Origin of the sequence: Bacillus sp. FJAT-27916, assembly GCF_001183965.1 — a bacterium.
GTDB lineage: Bacteria > Bacillota > Bacilli > Bacillales > Pradoshiaceae > Pradoshia.
On sequence record NZ_LFZV01000001.1, the window covers coordinates 3,146,471 to 3,166,936 of the forward strand.

General features: G+C 42.4%; 20 protein-coding genes. 3 read left to right on the forward strand and 17 right to left on the reverse strand.

Annotation, left to right across the window (positions count from 1 at the left end; genetic code table 11):
* Positions 1-15: 15 nt before the first annotated feature.
* From AC622_RS15410 to AC622_RS15425, 4 genes are all read right to left on the reverse strand, one after another.
* Complete coding sequence (locus tag AC622_RS15410; RefSeq protein ID WP_049671874.1) at positions 16-1,287, reverse strand: ABC transporter substrate-binding protein; 1,272 nt, start codon at positions 1,285-1,287, stop codon at positions 16-18.
* 109 nt (positions 1,288-1,396) lie between these two features.
* Entirely contained in the window at positions 1,397-2,239 is an 843-nt protein-coding gene (locus AC622_RS15415) for a MurR/RpiR family transcriptional regulator (RefSeq protein WP_231589542.1), read from the reverse strand.
* A gap of 174 nt (positions 2,240-2,413) precedes the next feature.
* Positions 2,414-3,409 (reverse strand): lipoate--protein ligase, encoded by a 996-nt coding sequence (locus AC622_RS15420; protein ID WP_049671876.1) that lies wholly within the window; start codon positions 3,407-3,409, stop codon positions 2,414-2,416.
* A gap of 19 nt (positions 3,410-3,428) precedes the next feature.
* Entirely contained in the window at positions 3,429-4,166 is a 738-nt protein-coding gene (locus AC622_RS15425; RefSeq protein ID WP_049671877.1) for an MBL fold metallo-hydrolase, read from the reverse strand.
* 199 nt (positions 4,167-4,365) lie between these two features.
* On the opposite strand from AC622_RS15425, the gene yhfH reads away from it, so the two are divergent.
* A complete protein-coding gene (yhfH, locus tag AC622_RS20765; protein WP_082197166.1) occupies positions 4,366-4,500 on the forward strand; it encodes a protein YhfH in 135 nt (44 codons plus the stop codon).
* A 300-nt stretch (positions 4,501-4,800) separates the two neighbouring features.
* Here the strand turns inward: yhfH and AC622_RS15430 are convergent, their stop codons facing one another.
* From AC622_RS15430 to AC622_RS15460, 6 genes are all read right to left on the reverse strand, one after another.
* Complete coding sequence (locus AC622_RS15430; RefSeq protein ID WP_049671878.1) at positions 4,801-5,268, reverse strand: DUF4306 domain-containing protein; 468 nt, start codon at positions 5,266-5,268, stop codon at positions 4,801-4,803.
* 539 nt (positions 5,269-5,807) lie between these two features.
* Positions 5,808-6,557, reverse strand: a complete 750-nt coding sequence (locus AC622_RS15440) for a hypothetical protein (protein WP_049671880.1) — start codon at positions 6,555-6,557, stop codon at positions 5,808-5,810.
* A gap of 246 nt (positions 6,558-6,803) precedes the next feature.
* The gene (locus AC622_RS21070) at positions 6,804-6,971 is read right to left on the reverse strand and encodes a hypothetical protein (RefSeq protein ID WP_156185644.1); all 168 of its coding nucleotides are present in this window, start codon (positions 6,969-6,971) and stop codon (positions 6,804-6,806) included.
* A gap of 701 nt (positions 6,972-7,672) precedes the next feature.
* Positions 7,673-8,323, reverse strand: a complete 651-nt coding sequence (locus tag AC622_RS15450) for an RDD family protein (protein ID WP_049671882.1) — start codon at positions 8,321-8,323, stop codon at positions 7,673-7,675.
* A 253-nt stretch (positions 8,324-8,576) separates the two neighbouring features.
* A complete protein-coding gene (locus AC622_RS15455) occupies positions 8,577-10,820 on the reverse strand; it encodes a YhgE/Pip domain-containing protein (protein WP_049671883.1) in 2,244 nt (747 codons plus the stop codon).
* 74 nt (positions 10,821-10,894) lie between these two features.
* Positions 10,895-11,470, reverse strand: a complete 576-nt coding sequence (locus tag AC622_RS15460; RefSeq protein WP_049671884.1) for a TetR/AcrR family transcriptional regulator — start codon at positions 11,468-11,470, stop codon at positions 10,895-10,897.
* A 153-nt stretch (positions 11,471-11,623) separates the two neighbouring features.
* Here AC622_RS15460 and AC622_RS21075 point away from each other — a divergent pair, with 153 nt between their 5' ends.
* Positions 11,624-11,767 (forward strand): hypothetical protein, encoded by a 144-nt coding sequence (locus tag AC622_RS21075; RefSeq protein ID WP_156185645.1) that lies wholly within the window; start codon positions 11,624-11,626, stop codon positions 11,765-11,767.
* A 21-nt stretch (positions 11,768-11,788) separates the two neighbouring features.
* Here the strand turns inward: AC622_RS21075 and AC622_RS15465 are convergent, their stop codons facing one another.
* From AC622_RS15465 to hemE, 7 genes are all read right to left on the reverse strand, one after another.
* On the reverse strand, positions 11,789-13,453 hold the full coding sequence (locus tag AC622_RS15465; RefSeq protein ID WP_049671885.1) for an amino acid ABC transporter ATP-binding/permease protein: 1,665 nt from the start codon (positions 13,451-13,453) through the stop codon (positions 11,789-11,791).
* 5 nt (positions 13,454-13,458) lie between these two features.
* Positions 13,459-15,192 (reverse strand): ABC transporter ATP-binding protein/permease, encoded by a 1,734-nt coding sequence (locus tag AC622_RS15470; RefSeq protein ID WP_049671886.1) that lies wholly within the window; start codon positions 15,190-15,192, stop codon positions 13,459-13,461.
* Positions 15,189-15,572: a YbaN family protein gene (locus AC622_RS15475; protein WP_049671887.1), complete on the reverse strand. Its 384-nt coding sequence runs from the start codon at positions 15,570-15,572 to the stop codon at positions 15,189-15,191. The genes AC622_RS15470 and AC622_RS15475 overlap by 4 nt, the downstream gene beginning before the upstream one ends.
* Positions 15,573-15,589: 17 nt before the next feature.
* Positions 15,590-15,895 (reverse strand): hypothetical protein, encoded by a 306-nt coding sequence (locus AC622_RS15480; RefSeq protein ID WP_049671888.1) that lies wholly within the window; start codon positions 15,893-15,895, stop codon positions 15,590-15,592.
* Between the two features lie 189 nt (positions 15,896-16,084).
* Positions 16,085-17,551 (reverse strand): protoporphyrinogen oxidase, encoded by a 1,467-nt coding sequence (hemY, locus tag AC622_RS15485; protein ID WP_049671889.1) that lies wholly within the window; start codon positions 17,549-17,551, stop codon positions 16,085-16,087.
* 28 nt (positions 17,552-17,579) lie between these two features.
* Positions 17,580-18,515: a ferrochelatase gene (gene hemH, locus AC622_RS15490; protein ID WP_049671890.1), complete on the reverse strand. Its 936-nt coding sequence runs from the start codon at positions 18,513-18,515 to the stop codon at positions 17,580-17,582.
* Between the two features lie 20 nt (positions 18,516-18,535).
* Positions 18,536-19,576: a uroporphyrinogen decarboxylase gene (gene hemE / locus AC622_RS15495; RefSeq protein WP_049671891.1), complete on the reverse strand. Its 1,041-nt coding sequence runs from the start codon at positions 19,574-19,576 to the stop codon at positions 18,536-18,538.
* A gap of 273 nt (positions 19,577-19,849) precedes the next feature.
* Here hemE and AC622_RS15500 point away from each other — a divergent pair, with 273 nt between their 5' ends.
* On the forward strand, positions 19,850-20,353 hold the full coding sequence (locus AC622_RS15500) for an antibiotic biosynthesis monooxygenase family protein (RefSeq protein ID WP_049671892.1): 504 nt from the start codon (positions 19,850-19,852) through the stop codon (positions 20,351-20,353).
* Positions 20,354-20,466 lie beyond the last annotated feature (113 nt).

The window sequence follows — 20,466 nt, forward strand, 5'->3', positions numbered from 1 at the left end:
CCGCCTCCTGCTCCTTTATTGAAACGGTTTATACCAACTCTTCGCACTTTCCTGCACTTTCTTCGCTACTTCCTCAGGTGTTTGATCGCCAAGATACATTCCCTGCAGCTCAGTTTCAAAAGTGGCCTTTGTGGTTGGATTCCCTTCCGCGAAGTGAATGACCATCATATAAGGAGTAGAGCTTTCTGTAATCGCCTTCCCAAGACTGTTCACGAGCTCATCCTCTGAGGTGATGCCCGGGATGGCACTAATCATTTTAAATTCATTCGTAAACAATTCCCCAAATTCCTTCGTCGTCATAAACTCCACGAATTTCTTTGCTGCCTCTTTGTGCTTGGAATTGGCATTCACCGCATACGAGCCATCAACCCATGCTGTTACAGCCGGTTCTCCTCCGTTTTGCTGAGGCATCGGGAAGTAGCCAAAATCAAGATCCGGGTTCATTCCGCGTACAACTTCAATCTCCCAGCTTCCGAGCGGGAACATCGCTGCTTGTTCCGTGAAGAACATCGTTCTCATATCCTCCATGCCAACCCCTTCATAGTTATCAGGGAAATATTTCTTCAATTCATCCATAGCTTTGACGGATTGAACAAACTCCTTGCTCGTAAAGTTGGTCTCTCCCTTTTGAATCTTATCAACAAATTCTGTCCCGCCATATACTGCTGGACCGAAGATGCCATGAGTGAGTGATAACAGCCAACCTTCCTTAGTTCCCAGGGCTAAAGGAACATAACCTCCATCTTTTATCTTTTCATTCAACTCAATGAACTCATCCCATGTCTTAGGTTCCTCAAGCTTTAATTCTTTGAAAATCTTCTTGTTATAGAAGACCTGTGTGGTACTCATATTGATTGGTACACCATATTGCTTCCCATCCGACCCCTTTGAGGCAGTAAGTGCTTCATCTGTAAATGTATCGAGTCCACTTATATCATCAAGCGGCTCTAAATAGCCGGCATCTGCAAGCGCAATTCCTGGAGCATATGGACGTAAATGAATGATATCAGGACCTTCCCCGCTTTTGAGTGCCGTATTCAAGATTGTGTTATACTCCGTATTCTTCGATGGCTTAAACTCTACTTGAATATCTGGATTTTTCTTTTCAAATGCTTCAATGACTTTTTTGTAGCCTTCTGTGTCCTCTGTTCTCCAGCTTCCAATCGTCAAGGTAACCGCATCTTCCTTCTTCCCATTGGCCGTTTCCTTATCCTGTGAACAAGCTGTCGCGACCATGGCTGAACACAACATAATACCTGCCAGCCACGCCTTCCCCATCCTCTTCATTCATTTGACCTCCCATAGTTTATAATTAGCTTCATGTATCAAGGAAGATACACAAAGTAAAGCAACAGTACTAAAGGTAAGGAGCCGGATAAAAGCCTCATCAAAACGGCTATTTCCCGCTTTTTGAACGGCGGACCGCTTTACGTGTCCGCTCCAATGCCTCAATATTCTTCTCTTTGTTTGCCCTAGTGATGCCGGCAAACAATATATCAATGACATTTAACTGAGCGATACGTGAGCTTGTCGCACCGCTTCGGATATTCCGCTCCAATGAAGTGGTATATAGACAGGCATCTCCCATCAGGGAAAGCACATTATCTCCAGACTTGGTCAAGGTGATGACCTTTGCCCCATTCTTCTTGGCCAAGGAGACAGAGTCACAAATATCCTTCGTCAAGCCGCTGTAAGAAATGCCGAAGACGACATCCTGCGGACCAAGATTCGCTGAAACCGTCAATTGCGTATCACCGTCAATCGCCGCTTCACACCAATAATTGATGCGGGTAAGCTTTTGTTTGAAATCCTGAGCAATGATGGCAGAAGCACCGATGCCATAGACAGCCACCATGCGGGCGTCGGCAATAAGCGATATGGCTTTTTCCACACTCTCTTCTGTCAGCAGCACCATTGTGTTCTCTATCGCTTGAATATTATTTTGCGAGATTGATTGTATGTAGGATTTAATAGAGCCGTCATCCGGAATATCCTCATATTGCTCCGTCCTGTGCTCATTCTTGGCGAGCTCATAAGCCAGTTTCAGCTTAAGATCCTTAAAGCCTGTGCAATTCATTTTCTTTGCGAGCCGGATAATGGATGCCTCACTGACCTCAGCTCGTGCGGCCAGCTTTTGGATAGAAAGATTAACCGCTTCATTCGGGTTTTGCAGGATGAATTCAGCTGCCTTCTTCTCCGTCGGCTTAAAGGTATGAAAACTCTCTTCTATAAAAATCAAATGAATGCCATCCCTTACTTGTAAATTTCTTACTATTCAGTATATAAAATAAAGTTTCGTTCTACAACCAATTTTTTGAAATTTTGTTACAATAATGGGATATAGACCTATAAAAAAAGCAAATCTGTCTGCTCATATACATGAGCAGCAGATTTGCCTAAACTCTATTATTCTTTAATACAATAATTTGACGAACTCTTCCTTCGTCAAATTGCCGAAGTAATGCTTGATATTCACATCATCAAGCGCCTTCTCAATCTCCGCCTTCGAGAAACGGACACCGTTCAATTTCTGCTCAATCTCCTCGACACTTCCAACTCCGAAGAAATCGCCGAAAATTTTGCAGTTCTCGATTTGGCCTTTTGCCACATCCAAGCGGACATCAATTTGGCCAACTCCTTCAAAGCGCTGTGAATGCTGAACATTAAACTTAGGAGATTTGCCATAGTTCCAATCCCATTGCTGATAACGGCTTTCTGAGATCTCCATGATTTTCTTCCAATCCTCTTCTGTCCATTCATAACGCTCGACCTTATCCATTCCGCCGAAAATGTGCTCAAGGATTTTTTGTTTAAAGTCCTCAATGCTCAACTGCTCAGTTAGGAATTCAGAAATATTAGCCACACGACTGCGAATCGATTTAATGCCTTTAGATTTAATCTTATCCTGATTCACATTAAGAGCGGACACAACATGATCAATCTCACTAGAAAGCATTAGCGTGCCGTGGCTGAACATTCTCCCGTTTGTTGCAAATTGTGCATTGCCGGAGATTTTTCTTCCGCCAGCAATTAAGTCATTCCGTCCGCTAAGCTCCGCCTCAACTCCGAGCTCCTTCAAGGCATCCACAACAGGCTCAGTAAATTTCTTGAAGTTATGGAAGCTCTCCCCGTCATCCTTCGTGATGAAGCTGAAGTTCAAGTTCCCAAGATCGTGGTAAACCGCACCGCCTCCTGAAAGCCGGCGCACGACAATGATATCATTTTCATCCACGTAATCTTGATTAATTTCTTCTATTGTATTTTGATTTCTGCCGATAATAATAGATGGCTGATTAATGTAGAAAAGTAAATAGGATTCCTCTGTAATGTCCAAATTCTTTAACGCATATTCCTCAATCGCTAAGTTAATTCGCGGGTCTGTAATGCCCCTGTTATCCAAAAATAACATACCTTTACCTCCACATGATTTATATTTCGATTGTCAGTCCAGTGCTGGCCAGTCCAATTTCTCCACTGAAAACTGCCGCTGCCTCAACCTTCAGCTGCTTCACATCCCCAAAATGCGGAAGATGCGTTAGGATCAATCGTTCTGCTCCTGCATCCCTCGCAATCATGGCAGCATGCTCACTCGTTAGATGGCCGGCACGCTCCGCTGCATCCATTCCTTTGTAGAAGTTACACTCGCTTAGCAGCACATGTGCCCCTTGAAAGAAGGATGCAAAGTCCTCTTTAAAAGCCGTATCTCCCGTAAATCCGAATACACGCCCTCCTGCCTCGATTCGATAAGCCAGGCATGGAACAGAGTGCTTCGTTTTCATCGCACGAACCGAAAACGGACCGATTTGGGATGGCACGTCCTCTTCTATCGGCTTCCATTCTGTATAGGCTTTGTACTGAAGTGTTTCGATAAATCCCTGCTCCTCTGAATGGGTATAGATTGGCAGACATTTCTCCTGACCGCCAGACATATGTCCAATCAAAAGCGCATGCTGTAAAACACCAATATCAGCTGTATGATCAGGATGAGAATGGGTCAGCAAAACCGCATCAAGCTCACTAGGCGAGACGTAGGATTGAAGCTTTGATAAAACCCCGCTTCCGCAATCAAGCAACAGCTTAAAGCCCTCATGTTCCAATAAGTATCCTGTGCTGGCTTCACCTGCAGCAGGAAACCCGCCCCAGTAACCAATCACCGTTAATTGCATCGAATTCCTCCTTACAAAACGAGCTATCTCCCTTAATCACTATAAACTAAAATGCCTATTTTTTCATCTTTTTCAAAATTGTTTTAAAACAGTGTTGACATTCCATATCTGTTATAATACACTGTTATTAACAAATAGTTATATAACAGTTTCAGAAAATAACAAACTGTTATAAATCAATTAAACGGAGGTTATGAGCATGGTACGAAACGTAATGGAATTCTTCAGAAACTTGCCCCCAAAGAAATGCGCTGAATGTGGTGAAAATATCGAAGAACAGCACGAATGCTACGGAATCGTCTGTGATCGATGCCTGCGTCATGTATCTGAATGAGAATCAACGGGAATAATCCCTTGATTATAAATGCGCAAGCATCCCCCTATGTTAGGTTGGTGTGAAATGGACTGTACAACAGTCTTGGTTCATTCAAAATTCCCTCTAATTTGCAGAATGCAAAGCCAGGCTTTCAAAGAAGCCTGTTTTTTTTTGCATTGAAGCAGAAATACTGTCATCATAAGTGAATTACTCCAGTTTAATCATTGTAAAAATAAAAAAGCCGCTTCTGATTAGGAAGCAGCTTGACTTATTGTATACAAATTACCGGGAGCTATTCCCTGCTAATTAGATTTGTCCCTATCCTTTCATAGCTGCTAAACGCCTATTATTTCTTACACTAAGCAGACAATTGACCCCAATGCCAATGAAAAGACATGATGTATAATAATACTTCGTATCCACATGCTGTAATTGAACCGCAGCGAGAACAACTAACAGGCAGACCGTATAGATACGAAAAAATAAAATTCTCCTTCTTCTATCCTCAATAGTACACACTCCTAATACAGTTAACAGGTACAGCACACTCAACAACAATACAGTTGGGAAGAAAGGATAAAACTTGCTTGCATAAACAAAGAAATCCACTTGCATAATATCTGCTTCAGAGGTTAAAGGTCCATGAAATAGGGTGGAGAAAGGAGCTGAATCCTCCCACTCAAAAGAGTTCTCCAAAATATTGCTTCCCTCATACCATGTTCCAAACAGCGAAAAGATGAGAAAGAACAAAGCAATTGGAAGGTGTAACGATAATTGCTTTCTCATAGTACGGCCTCCTTCTTTTATCTTCTTATAAAATAATAGGCAAAGGAAATTAACAATCCTTCGTTAGTCGATTTGTTTCATCATAAAGCTTCATATGAATCATTGCATCTATCACCATTTTCTTTCGTTTTGGTTCATCCTGTAAGACATAATGAACTTGAATATCGCCGAACAAAGCAAGTCGAGATGATTCTAGAGACGAATGAAGATATTCCTTCAATAACATCATATCTAGATGTATGTCTTTATGTATAAGAAATGGGATATGTTTTTCCCCATTAAGAAGCGGTACTGCTACACCCAGCTCATCCTGGATCAACTAAATGTCCGGCACTACCTGAATAATTCTCTGCTTAGATGAAATAGTCCTTTAAACTTCCAAAACAAACCGATCCCTTTTCTCTAATAAGGGGGTCTATTCACTTTAAATACATTGTTTCACATACTTCCCCCACATTCTTCATCTATTACAAGAATGCTTCCCTTTAGCAACATAAGAAAAGACCATCAATCTGACAGTCTTTCCTCCTATTATTCTGTTACTTCAATAAGGACTCAATTCCAAAGTATTCCGTCAATGGAACCTTTCTACCTTCTCTATCCCATTGATGATATGTATTAAAGACCTGTTTCACATTATTATTGGCACGGTCCTCTACTAAATACTTTACAGAAAGATAACTTCGCCAATAATCAAACATAATACTTGAAAGGCTGCCTTGATATGAAAGACTTCCGAAATCTTCTAATGAATGTTTTCCATATTTGTCTTTGAACGCTTCAAATAATTGGATCTCCGCATTGGTTATTTCGTTAAACTCCTTCTCACTTAATAGAATTTTCCTAGGCAGATAAAAACACATCCCTTCCTCGAACCATATCCCATTTTCACTTTCATCATCAAATTCATCCAAGAATAAATCAGAATGGTGAGTTAATTCGTGTGCTAATATAATAAATACCTGATTTTCAGAGTAATTTTCATAAAATTCCTGAACATCCGGAAGATCCTTTCCGTCTAATTGGCTCAGAAGAATTCTCCTCCAACTTTTCACATCAGGAGACATATAGATTAAATCTTTATTCGTATAGGCTGGTATGGGGATATTTGAAAAAAACATCGTTGCCAATTCTTCGCTAGTCCATAAAATGCCTTTTGGTAATTCTGTTAGATCATATTGTTGCTCAAGTATGGCTTGGTATTCACTCAGTTTCTCTCCAAATCTATGAGTAACATCTCGATACTTTACAAACTCCTCTTCCCTTTCAAAAGCGTATATTTGTTTCATTCTTCTCCCCCAGTTTTCCGAGATAGTAATAAAGCGATTGCTCTTATTTCGAAATTGTTTCCGATAAAACAACTTCCAAAAAATTATCAAGCATTATATGATAGATTTCTGGCTGTTCAATATTAGCTGTATGCCCAGCATTCGGAACCAATCCAACCTTACTATCCGCTTTCATTTTTTTGATATAGGCAGCTGCTTCTACCTCATATCATTCATTCCCGCCATTCAGGATGAGCATTGGTATCCTTATGCTTTGAATATGCTATACGCTATATTTGCATCATTCTCTTCAAAATTTGAGAAATATTCATATTGTTTCTCCATAATCCCTTCTAGCTCTTCGGGAATGAACGGTGCATAACCTGTAAGGACAATACCGTTCATGAACTCTGGCACTCTTAAAGCAACATGCATGGCTAAGGAAGCTCCTCATGATCACCCGGCTATAAATCCTTCCCCTTAATTCTTGATTTGAGTAATAACGTAATTAAGAGTTTCCTCAAAATAGAGGCTTCAACAGGTGCATTCCATGCTCCGGTATATCCAACAGCATGCTTATCTTCGAAATAAGCTATCTAATCTGTAAAATGTGTTTCAGCCGTCCCCATAAAACCGTGTAAGAAATAGACTTTCTTCATTAAAATCTCTCCCTTGTTCATGCATATATCATCTGCTGTCCTATAATTAATTCCCAGAATGAAAGAGTACTTCTATGGTTCAGACATACCATTTGCCAATAGTAGTAGATAGATTAATATGGATAATGGAATCATTAATGCCATATTCGAAAGGATGCAAAACACTTTTACAGCGCTTATTTTAGATTTGGCTCCCAAAATTAACGACACCATAAATCCAATGTCGATCAAAATATACAAGAAAATGAGATTCCATAGATTTAAGTTCGGAGAACGGTATACAAAGAAAATAAATAATGCCATTAAGAACAACACGAAGGTTAATAGGATTGGAAAAAAATCTTTAAATTGTTTCAATGTATTCACCTCCTTTCATATTTCACTTTATAATAAGGAGTTCAACAAAAAAGGTATTAATCCTTCTTGGATTAATACCCTCGTTAAGTGAACAGGCAAGTCTCAATAAAAGAGGCCTCTTCATATATTCACTTTGTCTACTGGAACAGCTTCTTCCTCATGAGGAAAAAGCCTATCATGATCTTCAGGACGGCTTCTAGTCACATAGGTCCCCGCGACCCAATCATGCAGACTACGTTTGTCTTTTCGGATGCCGACCATCAGCCCAGATACCAAAATGAGGCCAAAGAGGCTAAAGGTCCCGATATCTAAGGCAATAGAAGCCGCATTTAATCCTTCTATTTGATGAACCTCACTTGTTCGTTCATCCACCAGCCTATTCCCGGCATCTGACTCCAGCCAAACAGTCTCATCAGACAAAAACAACTCGACATTCTGCTGGCCTAATATAGCGTAACAGACGATAAGAGCAATCAATAATGGCGAAAGATATAACAACCCGCCAAGAATATTTCTCCTCATCATATTCCAAAAACCCACATTTCTTCCGTCCGTGCGGATAATTCGAATACCTAGAGCTCGTTTCCCGACAGTGTACCCGTACCACAACGCCGGGAGCAAGAAACGATAGGCATCAAATAATGAATTAATCAATTTCGTAGCTGCGCTTTCAGAGAAGAGAATAAAACATAGAAAACCGAGGACCAAAAATAAAAGCCCATCGAGAAGGGCTGCACCGAAGCGAATCCAGAAGCCTGCTGGTTGATTCAAATCATCTTCCCCCTTTAGTAACGATCTTTCTATTGATAAGTCCGTGCACTAGTATATCGGAAAAATAAGGAAAATGTAAGGTGCGAAAGATCAAAAGCTTCAAACGTATTTATTAAGCAATTTTTGAATTTCATTTTCTCTAGAACAGAAGTTTCCACCTATACTCTTGACGAAAAAGGTCAACAGCAAAAGACCCTTTAGCAATAAAATAACCGATTGCTAAAGGGCCTCATTCTTGAAATCAATTTATCTATTAAACTGTCAGCTGACTTTCCGTCCATTTCTTTGTACGGAGACGGCGATATTTCCACGCCAATGTCAGCAAGGTCCCGGTAATGGAGACAGCGGTGAATATACCGAGCACCCCGATATTTTGCCACATATAGTCGAAATTTCCGCTTGAGATGACTGCTTTAAAGCCTCGGACAGAATAAGTCATCGGCAGCCAGGCATTGATATCCTGCAAGGTGTCTGGAATCAATTCTAATGGGAAGGTTCCAGCACTGGTTGTTAATTGAAGGATAAGCATAATAATCGCGATGAAACGCCCTGGGTCGCCCATGGCTGTCACAAGGAATTGTATGATTGACATGCAGGTGATGCTCATCGCGCATGCCATCAAGAACAGAAGAGGTACACTTTGGACCTCTAAATCAAGCGCATAAAGGATAATTCCTGTCGCGATAAGGGCTTGCAGCAATCCAACGATGATGATGACACCGAATTTGCTCAAGAACCATCCAAAGAATGATTTTGGTTTACGCGCCGGATCCTTCATCGGATAAACCACCGTCAAGAGCAAGGCCCCGACGAATAGTCCCATTGATAAGAAGTATGGAGTTAAGCCGGTTCCATAGTTAGGCACTTCCCCATTTACGACCTCTTTATCTGTTTTAACCGGGCTTGCCATCATTTCATAGGTTTTATTGTCCGCCTTAACAGAGCTTCCTTCCTCTGCAGCATCCTTCAAGGCATTCGTTAATTCGCTTGATCCGTCCTTCAACTCTCCTGTTCCATCAACAAGCGCACCAGATCCGTCCGCTAATTGAGAGGAACCATCTGCAATCTGGCTTGCACCCTCCTTCAGCTCGGTTGTACCGTTCGCAAGCTTTGATGCCCCGCTAGAAAGCTTCTCTGTTCCAGTTTGAACCTGACTGAAGCCAGCATTAAAGGTATCGAAGCCGGAGAGCAAGGTCTTTTGCCCTTCAGCAAGCTGATTTGCACCGGTTTCAAGCTGGGTTCCGACTTGAGCCAACGGGCTTAAAGCCTGGTCATTGAATTGCCCAATCCCTGATGCCAATGTTTCAGAGCCATCCTGTAATTGAGATACCGCTCCAGCAAGTGCTGCCAGCTGATCCCCGCCTGGAAGCTGCTGCGTCCCCGCTGATACTTGGGCACTGCCTTGTTCCAGTGCAGATAATTGAGCGATATACGCTTGCTTTTGCTCATCTGTTAATGGCAAGGAATCCAGCAAAGCTGTCAATTGCTCATTTAGTTGAACAATTCCAGTATGCAAATCACTGGCACCCTGCTGCAGGGAGGTAATCCCGCTTGCTGCATTGCCTAATTGATTTGTTTGCTCCTCGAGGCTGCTCAATCCGCTAGATAGTGTATTGGCTCCTGTTTGGATATCAGCAAACTTTCCGCTTGCACTTGCCAAGCCGGAATTAAACTCCGTGATTCCATCGGCTAAAGCGGCTGCTCCGCTTTGAGAGGACTGCACACCCTCATATAATTGGTTTTTTCCATTACTCAGCTCATTAACGCCATCAGCTAATTCAGCTGTTTTATCTGCGAGCTCCTTCGCCCCTTCCTCAAGGGTGGATGCTCCCTTTGTCAGGTCAAGCTGAGAGCTTGCCAAGGTTTCAAGATTGGTCTTAATTTCCGCTGCGCCATGGCCCAGCTTGCCGATTCCATCTTGAAGCTTGGAGGCTCCATCACCTGCTTCAGCATACCCATCAGCCATTTCCGTCACCTTTTCAAAAATCGTTTCAGCATAGGTTTCACTAACCTCATCTGAAATGGCCTCCTTAATTTTCTCAATACCTGATTCCGAAATTTTCGAAGCCGTATAGTTCAAGGACTGGTTTGGCACATAGACCAACTCGAGTTTCTCAGGCTTTTCATCAAGCAAGGTTGTAGCATTCTTGGAGAAATTCTCGGGTATTTGAACAATTAAATAATATTCATTATTTTCAAGACCCTCGTAGGCTTCATCCTTGTCAACGAATGTATAGTTGAAGGATTTATCCTCCTTCAAATTTTCTGTCAAATCCTTGCCCAAAGTAAGATGATCGCCCTCAAAGTCAGAGCCTTTATCAAGATTGACGATAGCTACCGGCAGTTTTTCAATATTTCCATAGGGATCCCAGAAGGCCCATAGGAATACACCGGCATAAATAATCGGAAGGAATATGATCGCAATTAACGAGATGGCCATCATCTTGCTTTTGAAGATGTCCTTCCATTCTGCCAGCCATAGCTTAAAAGCATTCATGCTTTATCCCTCCTACACCAAAACTTAATGACCAATATTGAATTTTAGTCATTGTGGTCCAAATAACAGGCTGCCTATGCATAAGACAACCCTTCAAATAAATATAATTTAAAATAGTTTGCTATTTCCTCTTCAGACAACGGTTCATGCTTTTCTTCCCAATCATAAATAAGTGCCTTATACATTTTAACAATGATAAAGGCTGTTAAATTCGGGTCACATTCTCGAATTTCCTTCATCTTGATGGCTTTATCCACTTTCCTCCTGATGGCTTGGAGGATATGCTCTTCCAATTCATCTACAGCCTCAAGTACGGCTGGTGTTCCAATCTCTTTGGCCTCCATAATAAGTTTGGCCGTCAGCTGATGGGACTTTCGAAATGTTAGAAGCCGACACAGAATGGCATGAACATTCTCAAGTGTTGTGTTATCGCTTTTGATCGCATCCTCTGCCTCAGCATTCATCTCGAGGATAATCATGCTAACAACCTCTCGGAACAAATCCTCCTTCGTCTTGAAAAAGGTATAGATTGTTCCCTTCCCGACGTTGGCGCTCCTTGATACTTGATCCATCGTCGTCGCTTTATAGCCATAATTGCTGAAGCTATGTATTGCTGCGTCAAGAATCAGCTTTCTTCTGTCAACAGCCATTCCCTCACCTCGGTTATTGACCAAATGAACAATCTGGTCAATTTAAAATATGAATAATACATTATCAAAATCTGCGTGTCTCGTCAAGTAATTAGATACACTATTATTTTTGTGTCAGCTGGGTAAATAAAGAAAAGAACAAGGAGGGACAATATGCTGAAATGGATCTTAGCAGCAGTTGGAATCTATCTCATCTTTCTATTCACTGAAGCTCTCATCTCTTACTATTTCCACAAGCTGCAGCAAAAATTCATCTTCCCAACGGGTAATTCAGACAAAGAGAAAGAGAGCCTCTAATAAAAGACGGCTCTCCTTTCATTACGCTGTTTGAATCATTTTATTTTCTATTTTGTACACTTGATCAGCCAGTTCCCATACATCCTCATTATGGCTGATTAAGAGAACCACCTTATCGGCTGCATGACGTTTGATTGTCGCCAGTACCGCTTTTTCGTTCAAGGCATCAAGATTGCTGGTCGGCTCATCGAGAATGAAAATAGGGGAATCCTTCAGGAACATCCTCGCTAAGGCGATACGCTGCACTTGTCCGCTCGACATATTGGCCGCGTATTCCTCCATAAATGTATCCAGACCTTTCGGCAGACTCTCTACATATTCGGAGAGGCCTGCCTTGAAGCAGGCTTGTTTAATCTGCTCATCTGTGTATCCCTTTTGATAGAGGGTCAGATTATTCCGCAGTGTATCTGTGAACACCGTAGTGGAGGCTGTTACTAGACCAATATTTTGACGGAGACTCTCATGAGAATAACACATAGCAAGCTCATCATTTATATAGACATTTCCCTCAAGCGGTCTCAGATTTTGCAGCAGTAAAGAAATAAGCGTTGATTTACCCGTACCATTCGCTCCTCTAATGGCGGTAATCTCTCCCTTATGAAAAGTCAGATTAACATGTCTGTATAACTCCCGGCCATTTTCATACCCAAATTTCACATCTTCAAAGCGGATCGTCTCCACCTGATCAAGCTTCTTTCTTCCGCTATAGAGGATATCCGGTTTCAAATTGAGAAGACGGAGAACGCGTTTCGCACTGGCGGACGTATGGACAAGACTCGCACTTAATTGCGAAAGAGCAAGGCTTGGACCGAAGGAGGAGAACAAGACAAGCATAGCAAGCAGAACAGCTCCCATGTGGGCTTCCCTTTCCGTAATGAAATAGACAGATGTGAATAGCTGTACAAAAACAGTTAGATAAATCATTGTATCAGTTAAAGCTTTCAATAGCCCTTCATGTCTTTTTAAATTCTTCGTCGTACCATTCAGCTCATGACTGTATGTGTCAATGGAATGAAGAGTATGATTCTTTTTCCCAAAGATAATGATTTCCTTTATTCCCTTCAATGAGTCCATTAAGAAGCTGCTCAGCATCCCCTGCTTCGTGCGGTAAACCTCAGCAGATCTCTGTCCAAAGCGGTACACCGCCACCGGAATAAGATAGCCAATCACCCAGTAACTGATCACCCCAATCAACGCATATAATGGATGCAAGCTATATAACATAGCACCATAAACAATCATAGTAGCAATCCAAATGAACACAGGAGCAATCGTATGGGCATAAAAGACCTCGAGGAGCTCGACATCCTTTGTCACAATGTTCATCAATTCACCCTTGCGAATCTCCTTTAACTGGTTTTCCGTCAAGAGCCGCAGCTGTTTAAATACTTTCTCGCGAATGATGGCAAGAAGGCGAAAGGCGATATAATGGGTGCAGTATTGCTCGCTAAGACGAAAGACCGCCCGTAAGACACCTGCAAGAAGAATGGCGTATATCAGAAGCTTCAATGAGCCGTATTCTCGAATTCCCGCGATCTGCAGAACACCCATCCCGCCAGCAAAGCTTATGGCTGTAATCGCCAAATAGCCTAATGTACCTAATGCTATGGTCAGAAGCATTAAAGGCAGCAATGGTTTTAAGAGGCTGACAAGCTGCCGAAGTTCTTTAAAGGTTAATTTCTCCATACTCTCTACGCTCCTACATTATCACGAAGTGTATTTAATGATTGCTGTTCTTCCCATAGGCCAGCATATACCCCGCCTTTTTGAAGAAGCACCTGATGGGTGCCCTGTTCAGCAACCTCTCCATTCTCCATGACGAAAATGGAGTCTGCCTGTACAAGATTTTGAAGATGATGGGTAATGACAATGACCGTCTTGCCCTTCTCTTTCAGCAGAGCGATGGTTTCCATAATCTCCCTCTCACTCTGCTGGTCCATATTGGCTGTTGCTTCGTCAAAGATCATGACCTCAGGGTCTTGCAGGAGCATTCGGGCTACCGCAAGCTTTTGCTTTTGCCCGCTTGAGAGGTTCGCTCCTTCACTGAGAACAGGCTTCTCTAATCTACCTTGGAATTCTGGCAATCGGACAAAAGCCAGCATGTCATTGGCTTCTTCCTCTGTCAATGAATCCTTAGCCATTTGCAGATTGGAAAGAATAGTCCCTTCAAAGAGATGCGACTGGCTGGCAACGCTGCCGATATACTGATGAATGACTTCAGTGGACAGCTCTGCAAGATTGGCAGAGCCTAGGAATACAGCTCCCTCATCCGGCTCAATGAAACGCTGCAGCAAATGACTGAGGGTCGTTTTCCCTGAACCAGATACCCCGGCAAATCCAGTTAAATGCCCTTTTTTAAGGACAAGGAAGTCCATTTTTATCGTACTTGATGATTGCGGATAGGTGTAGGATAGCTGCTGGACCATCATGCTTCCCTCTATATCTGTGCATACAGCTGCCTTTTCATTTTCCACCGGCAATTGAATAAGATGCTGCAATTCCTCCATCGCACTTACGCCATTCAAGCCCACATGAAAGTAAGAGCCGAGTAATCGCATCGGCAGGAAGAATTCAACTGCAAGCAAAGCAAAACAGACAAAGCCTAAGAAGGAAATGTTCCCGTTTTGGTAACTGCCCACAGACAGCGCGATTCCAATTGCCGTACCGCCATATGCGATTAGATCCATAATAGTAATGGATTGCAGCTGCATCGTCAGCACCCGCATCGTCATCCGACGGAAATCCTCTGACTCCCGGTCCATCATTTGTTGATATTCCCGGTCCCCCTCATACATTTTCAATATATGCAGACCTTGCACGCCTTCAACAAATCGCTTTCCGACATTTAAATACTTATTCCAATAGGTACGAAACACTTTCTTGCCAATCTTCACCCCAGCAACGATAGCAACAGGGATGAGATAGACGCTGATCATCAAGACTAGGGCAATCTTCCAGCTGACGGCTGATAAAGGAACAAACAAAATCATCGGAGCAAGAATACTGTATGCAAACTGAGGGAGATAGCGGCTGTAGTAGACCTCAATATTCTCGATTCCTTCCACACTCAGCTGACTGATTTTACTGATTTCAAGCTTCGTTACTTGCGCTGGCTTTAAAGACAGCACATTTTTGAACAAGTCCCTTCGAATCACATATTTCAACTGATGGGAAGTATAATGGGTCAAATAAGTCGAAATGTAATGGCAAACGGCCTTCACTACTAATAAAAAGGCAATGAGACCTGTGAATTTTCCTGTTATTGTCCATTCTTCCGCAAACATCAAGTCACTGAGCACACTGGCAATTTGAAAGGCGAGCAAAATATTTACACAAAGATTGATGATTTGCAGAACGGTTATCCAGAGGACAATATGAAATACTTTATATTTTTTCGCGAATTGCAGCATTTCCTTTTGAATCATAAATTCACCATATCCTTTTTCTTATCAATCGTCGGCATGCGGCAGATAACAATGAGCTTTACAATCGCCAGTACAGCCAAGAAAATCCGTACATGTGTATTGGCTATCACTATACCGCTCAACAGCAGCAGGGCATAGACGGTCATAAGCAGTTCGACCTTCTTCTTCAAACTCAAGCCGCCTGCCTCGAGAAACGGCACCGCATATCTTTTATAAACACTTGATTGTTTGAGCCAGCGTTCACAGCGCTCTGAGCTCTTTGCGAAAAGGGCAGCAGCCAACAGAATAAACGGAGTCGTTGGCAGCAACGGCAGTACGACACCAATCAAGCCCAACCCAGTAAAAAGCCACCCTAATAGGAAGAATACTTTCTTTTTCATCTCGGTTTTCACCTCTCCTAAACTACATGAATCAGCACAAGCCAAACGATAGACGCTGCCACTAGACTTAAGTGCACAGCCGTTTTAGCCCTTCTCTTATACAAATAAGGAATTAAGCTTGCCGCCAGTAACAGCAAAGCATATAAGATATAACCAGAATTCGTGAAATTTTTCACAATAATATATACAATAAAACTTACAATCGTTAATAAACCAAAGATTCGATGAAGCCATTTGAGGGGCTCCGTACGTTTAGCTAAATAAACGGAACCAAATATGATGGCCAGCATCAATCCAAGTTTATGAATCATCATCAACACCATTTGTCACCCACCTACACTATGTAACTAATTACTATATTAAGATTATTGATAATGATTCTCACTGTCAATGCATGTGTTAAAATTACATTTTTTTGTTAACTTTACAGCGATTGAAGAATGCATTTCTAACGAAAAAAAGATGCCGTGAAACCCATCTATTTAGCGGGTTCATGACATCTCTCCATCTGTTTAGCTCATGCTGGCCAATTCTTTTTCAACATTGGCTTGTTGTTTCATATGATTAAGAACCTTCCCAACAGCAGCGACACCTTGATCAATACAATCCGGCATGCCTACCCCTTTATGAGAGGCTCCTGCTAAATAAACGCCAGGAAGCTCTACGTTCATCAAGCTCTCAACCTTTCTGAGAGTAGAAATATGCCCGACTTTGTATTGCGGCATTGCCTCTCTCCAGCGGCTCACCACCGAGAATTGCGGTTCTTCTGTAATATTCATAATATGGTTCAAATCCTTCAGAACAAGCTGAACAATTTCCTCATCGGACAGGTCAACAACCCCTTCATCGCCTGGTCTGCCGACATAGCAGCGGAGAAGTACCTTGCCTTTTGGAGTAGAATGCGGCCACTTTTTATGTGTCCACGTGCAAGCCGTTATGCGGCAAGGGCTATTGCGCGAGACAACAAATCCTGTCCCGTTAATGTCCTGCTTAACTGCCTGCTCATCAAATGCGAGTGACACAGTTGCAACTGATGTCGACGGCATATGCTGAAACGGCTTGAAGAATGAATAATCGGGAAACATGTGCGGGATAGCTTGATGCGGCGTTGTTACAATCATGGCAGCTGCCTGCATGAATTCCCCATTGCTCAATTCAATGGTATATCCTTGAGCTTGCTTCGTTACACTCTCAACCGCGAGATTCTTACGCACCATCTCAGGCGGAAGCTGAGCTTCAATCGCATTAATGAGTGATTGAAGGCCTTTTTCGAATGTACGGAACATCCCGATCCGGTGATCTGTCTTCTTGACATCCTTCTCTGTCTTTGGAGCTTCCTTCCTCGAGCGGTTCTTCTTCGTTCCAAGGATAAGGCTCCGATGCTTTTGCTCGGTTTCCAGCATATCAGGAAATGTTGATAAGATGCTCAATTGGTCGAGATCCCCTGCATAAATACCCGACATGAGCGGCTCAACAAGGTTTTCTACTACCTCATCACCAAGCCTCCTTCTCAGGAAAGGACCGAGAGGCTGATCACCAGTTTCCTTTGAACGCGGCAGAACAAGATCCATTGCAGCTCTCACCTTCCCAGCTGGTGAGAATAGGCGGCTTTTGATGAAGGGGCTGATTTCAGTCGGGATACCCATCACAGCTCCGCCTGGAATTGGAAGAAGCTCATCATCAATCAAGATATAAGATTGCCCGGTTGAATTCGGAACAATGGTCCCTTCTATCCCGACATCCTTGGCTAACTGTGTCATACTTTTCTTGCGGGCTAAAAAGGAATCCGGGCCCCGTTCGATGACGAAACCATCTCTTTCAACCGTCTGCATCTTACCGCCAAGACGATCAGAGCTCTCTATTAGAACCACGCGATACGGCAGATGCTCTTCTTCGATTTTCCTTTGCAGATAAAAGGCTGCCGCCAATCCTGTCAGTCCTCCGCCAATGATTGCTATCTGTTGGTTGTTTGAGTCCACCTGTATCCCCTTCTCTTTTCCGAAATGATTACTTGCGTACCGTTAATTCAGCAATAGCATCTACCATGGCTTGCACAAACAATGGATCAGTGTTTGGCATGGCTGGACGGTAGTATGCGGCACCAACCTCATCCGTTACGACCTTGCACTCATAATCATTGTCATACAGAACTTCCAAATGCTCAGCCACAAATCCTACCGGCGTATAGACAAAAGCTTTATAGCCTTTTTCTTCATGCAAATCCCTTGTTAAATCCTGTACATCTGGACCAAGCCAAGGCTCGGGTGTTTGTCCGGCACTTTGCCAGCCGACCGCATAATTCTCCACACCTGCTCCTTCAGCAATTAATTTAGCTGTTTCAGCCAATTGATCAGCATATGGATCGCCCATACTGATAATTTTCTCAGGTAAGCTATGGGCAGAAACGATTAAGGCTGCATTTGCTCTTTCTTCTTCAGGCATTTGGGCAAATGTTTCTTTCACCTTATCTACCCAATACTGAACAAATTTAGGCTGTGTATACCAGCTTTCAACAGAGGAAATGTTGATTCCATATTTAGCTGCCTCTTCTTTGGCACGTCCATTATAAGACTTAATGCTGAATGTGGAATAATGAGGTGCCAGTACAATACTAACTGCCTCTGTAATGCCATCATTATGCATTTTCTTCACAGCATCCTCAATGAAGGGTTCAATATGCTTCAAACCAATATAGGCAACATATTCTACCTCATCCTGTGCTTCATTCATGGCTTTCTCAAGGGCAGCAGTTTGTTCTTCAGTCGTCTTTGCTAGTGGAGAAAGTCCGCCAATAGCAACATATCTTGATTTCAAATCCTCAAGGCTTTCCTCTGACGGCTTTCTGCCATGACGGATATGTGTATAATAACGTTCAATATCTTCTTCTTTATAAGGTGTTCCATAGGCCATGACTAATAGGCCGACTTGTTTGCGTTCAGACATTATACGAATCCCCTTTATCATTATTTCATTCTTGCAGAATACTCATGGATGAAAGCGGTGAGTCTCTTTAATACATCTGGGTCAACACTTGGGAATACTCCGTGTCCAAGGTTAAAGATATGTCCTGGATGCTGAATCCCTTGGTCAATAATCTCGCTTGCTTTCTTCTCGATTACATCCCACGGGGCCTTCAATAGGGCTGGGTCAAGATTTCCTTGAACAACCTTATCTACTCCAAGTTCTCGTGCCTCTGGTATCGACAGCCTCCAGTCTAGTCCTACGACATCAAGAGGCAAGGAATTCCATTCAAGTGCAAGATGAGAGGCTCCAACTCCAAACATAATCAACGGGACATTTTCTTCTCTCAATTCTGTGAATATTCTTGTCATGATTGGCTTAATATAATAGTGATAATCCTGTACATTTAGTGCACCGACCCAGGAATCAAAAATTTGAATAGCTCTGGCACCGGCTTTGATTTGAGCCTTCACGTAAACAATGATCATGTCGGCAAGCTTGTCCATTAACATAAACCATGCTTTTGGATCTCCATACATAAGCGCTTTTGTTTTCGTATAGTTCTTGGACGGTCCTCCCTCAACCATATAACTGGCAATGGTGAACGGGGCTCCAGAGAATCCGATTAACGGAACGTTCAATTGTTCCTCTGTCAACAATTTGATTGTTTCAAGGATATAAGGAATATGTTCCTCCGGGTTCAATTCCCCGAGTCTTTCTACATCCCCAAGGGTTCTGATAGGGTTGGAGATAACAGGACCAATGCCTGATTTAATATCAACTTGAACACCTATCCCAGGGAGAGGACTCATGATATCCTTATAGAGGATGGCAGCGTCCACATCATATTGTTCAACTGGGAGTCTTGTTACATAAGCGGCCAATTCAGGCTGATGGGTTATTTCAAATAAAGAGTACTTCTCCTTGATCTTCCTATATTCCGGCTGTGAGCGACCAGCCTGTCTCATATACCAGACCGGCGTGTAATCAACCTTTTCGTTCCGGGCAGCTTTAAGGAAGGTATCATTGAATTTTTTCGCCAAATGCTGTTCCACCTTTCGTCATCTTCATTCTATTTAATTTTCGTATACACATTGTTAGAATTAGGCATCAATAACAACTATATCCTTTCATATTCAAGTTGTATATGAAACCTGTCGAACTGTCATTAAATCGTCTTATTTATTCTATCTATCATTTACTCTCACAGTTTATGAGGATATTTACGGAGGTAAAATATCCAAAATAACGTAGCGAGACCAACTATTCTCAATTGCGACTCCATTATACTAAAATATTTAAACAGGGGGCAAACGATGAACTTCTATATTACGTCAGGTACATTGTCATTTTTGAAAATCATTCAACAAAAGCATTCATCCTCCAAGACGATCATATTAAATAACCCGAGCACATCCATGCTTCTTCATGAAAGCAGCGGGAAAAGCTTCTTTCAATCCCCTCGTACATTTGAAGTCATTGAACAGTCTGGACAATTAAAGCAGGAGGGCTTCTTCTCCTTGCACTATATCCCTGTCTCACCGGAGGACCGCCCTTCCTTTGAGCAAGATTTAAAGAAGGCGGCCCAACATATCCCCGAACAGCCTGGTCTCCGTGCCTACCGATTGCTTCGTCCGATTTCATCTGACTCCTATGTGGTTTTGACTAACTGGTCGAAAGAGCAGGATTACGCACGATTTGACCAGGCTAAAATCTTCACAAATAAGAAATTGGAAAGCCTCTTTAACACCCAAGTCCTTTTTACAGGAAAACCGTACACAACTACCTTGCATGCCTACAAGGATAAAGATAAGGATTAGACAAAGAAAGGAAGCTTCCGATTCATGGAGCTTCCTTTTTCATGCCCAAAATGGAACAAATCTCCTTTATAACAGGAGCTTCTGCTATAATGAGCGTATTCAGTTCCGTATAT

Coding starts and splice junctions, on each gene's coding strand:
- AC622_RS15480 (WP_049671888.1), bottom strand. CDS start 15,895: ATGGTGTTGATGATGATTCATAAACTTGGATTGATGCTGGCCATCATA.
- AC622_RS21075 (WP_156185645.1), top strand. CDS start 11,624: ATGCTGAAATGGATCTTAGCAGCAGTTGGAATCTATCTCATCTTTCTA.
- AC622_RS15440 (WP_049671880.1), bottom strand. CDS start 6,557: ATGAAACAAATATACGCTTTTGAAAGGGAAGAGGAGTTTGTAAAGTAT.
- AC622_RS15465 (WP_049671885.1), bottom strand. CDS start 13,453: ATGGAGAAATTAACCTTTAAAGAACTTCGGCAGCTTGTCAGCCTCTTA.
- AC622_RS15455 (WP_049671883.1), bottom strand. CDS start 10,820: ATGAATGCTTTTAAGCTATGGCTGGCAGAATGGAAGGACATCTTCAAA.
- AC622_RS21070 (WP_156185644.1), bottom strand. CDS start 6,971: ATGCATGTTGCTTTAAGAGTGCCAGAGTTCATGAACGGTATTGTCCTT.
- hemH (WP_049671890.1), bottom strand. CDS start 18,515: ATGTCTGAACGCAAACAAGTCGGCCTATTAGTCATGGCCTATGGAACA.
- AC622_RS15430 (WP_049671878.1), bottom strand. CDS start 5,268: ATGAGAAAGCAATTATCGTTACACCTTCCAATTGCTTTGTTCTTTCTC.
- AC622_RS15420 (WP_049671876.1), bottom strand. CDS start 3,409: ATGTTATTTTTGGATAACAGGGGCATTACAGACCCGCGAATTAACTTA.
- AC622_RS15460 (WP_049671884.1), bottom strand. CDS start 11,470: ATGGCTGTTGACAGAAGAAAGCTGATTCTTGACGCAGCAATACATAGC.
- yhfH (WP_082197166.1), top strand. CDS start 4,366: ATGGTACGAAACGTAATGGAATTCTTCAGAAACTTGCCCCCAAAGAAA.
- AC622_RS15410 (WP_049671874.1), bottom strand. CDS start 1,287: ATGAAGAGGATGGGGAAGGCGTGGCTGGCAGGTATTATGTTGTGTTCA.
- AC622_RS15500 (WP_049671892.1), top strand. CDS start 19,850: ATGAACTTCTATATTACGTCAGGTACATTGTCATTTTTGAAAATCATT.
- AC622_RS15475 (WP_049671887.1), bottom strand. CDS start 15,572: ATGAAAAAGAAAGTATTCTTCCTATTAGGGTGGCTTTTTACTGGGTTG.
- AC622_RS15470 (WP_049671886.1), bottom strand. CDS start 15,192: ATGATTCAAAAGGAAATGCTGCAATTCGCGAAAAAATATAAAGTATTT.
- AC622_RS15425 (WP_049671877.1), bottom strand. CDS start 4,166: ATGCAATTAACGGTGATTGGTTACTGGGGCGGGTTTCCTGCTGCAGGT.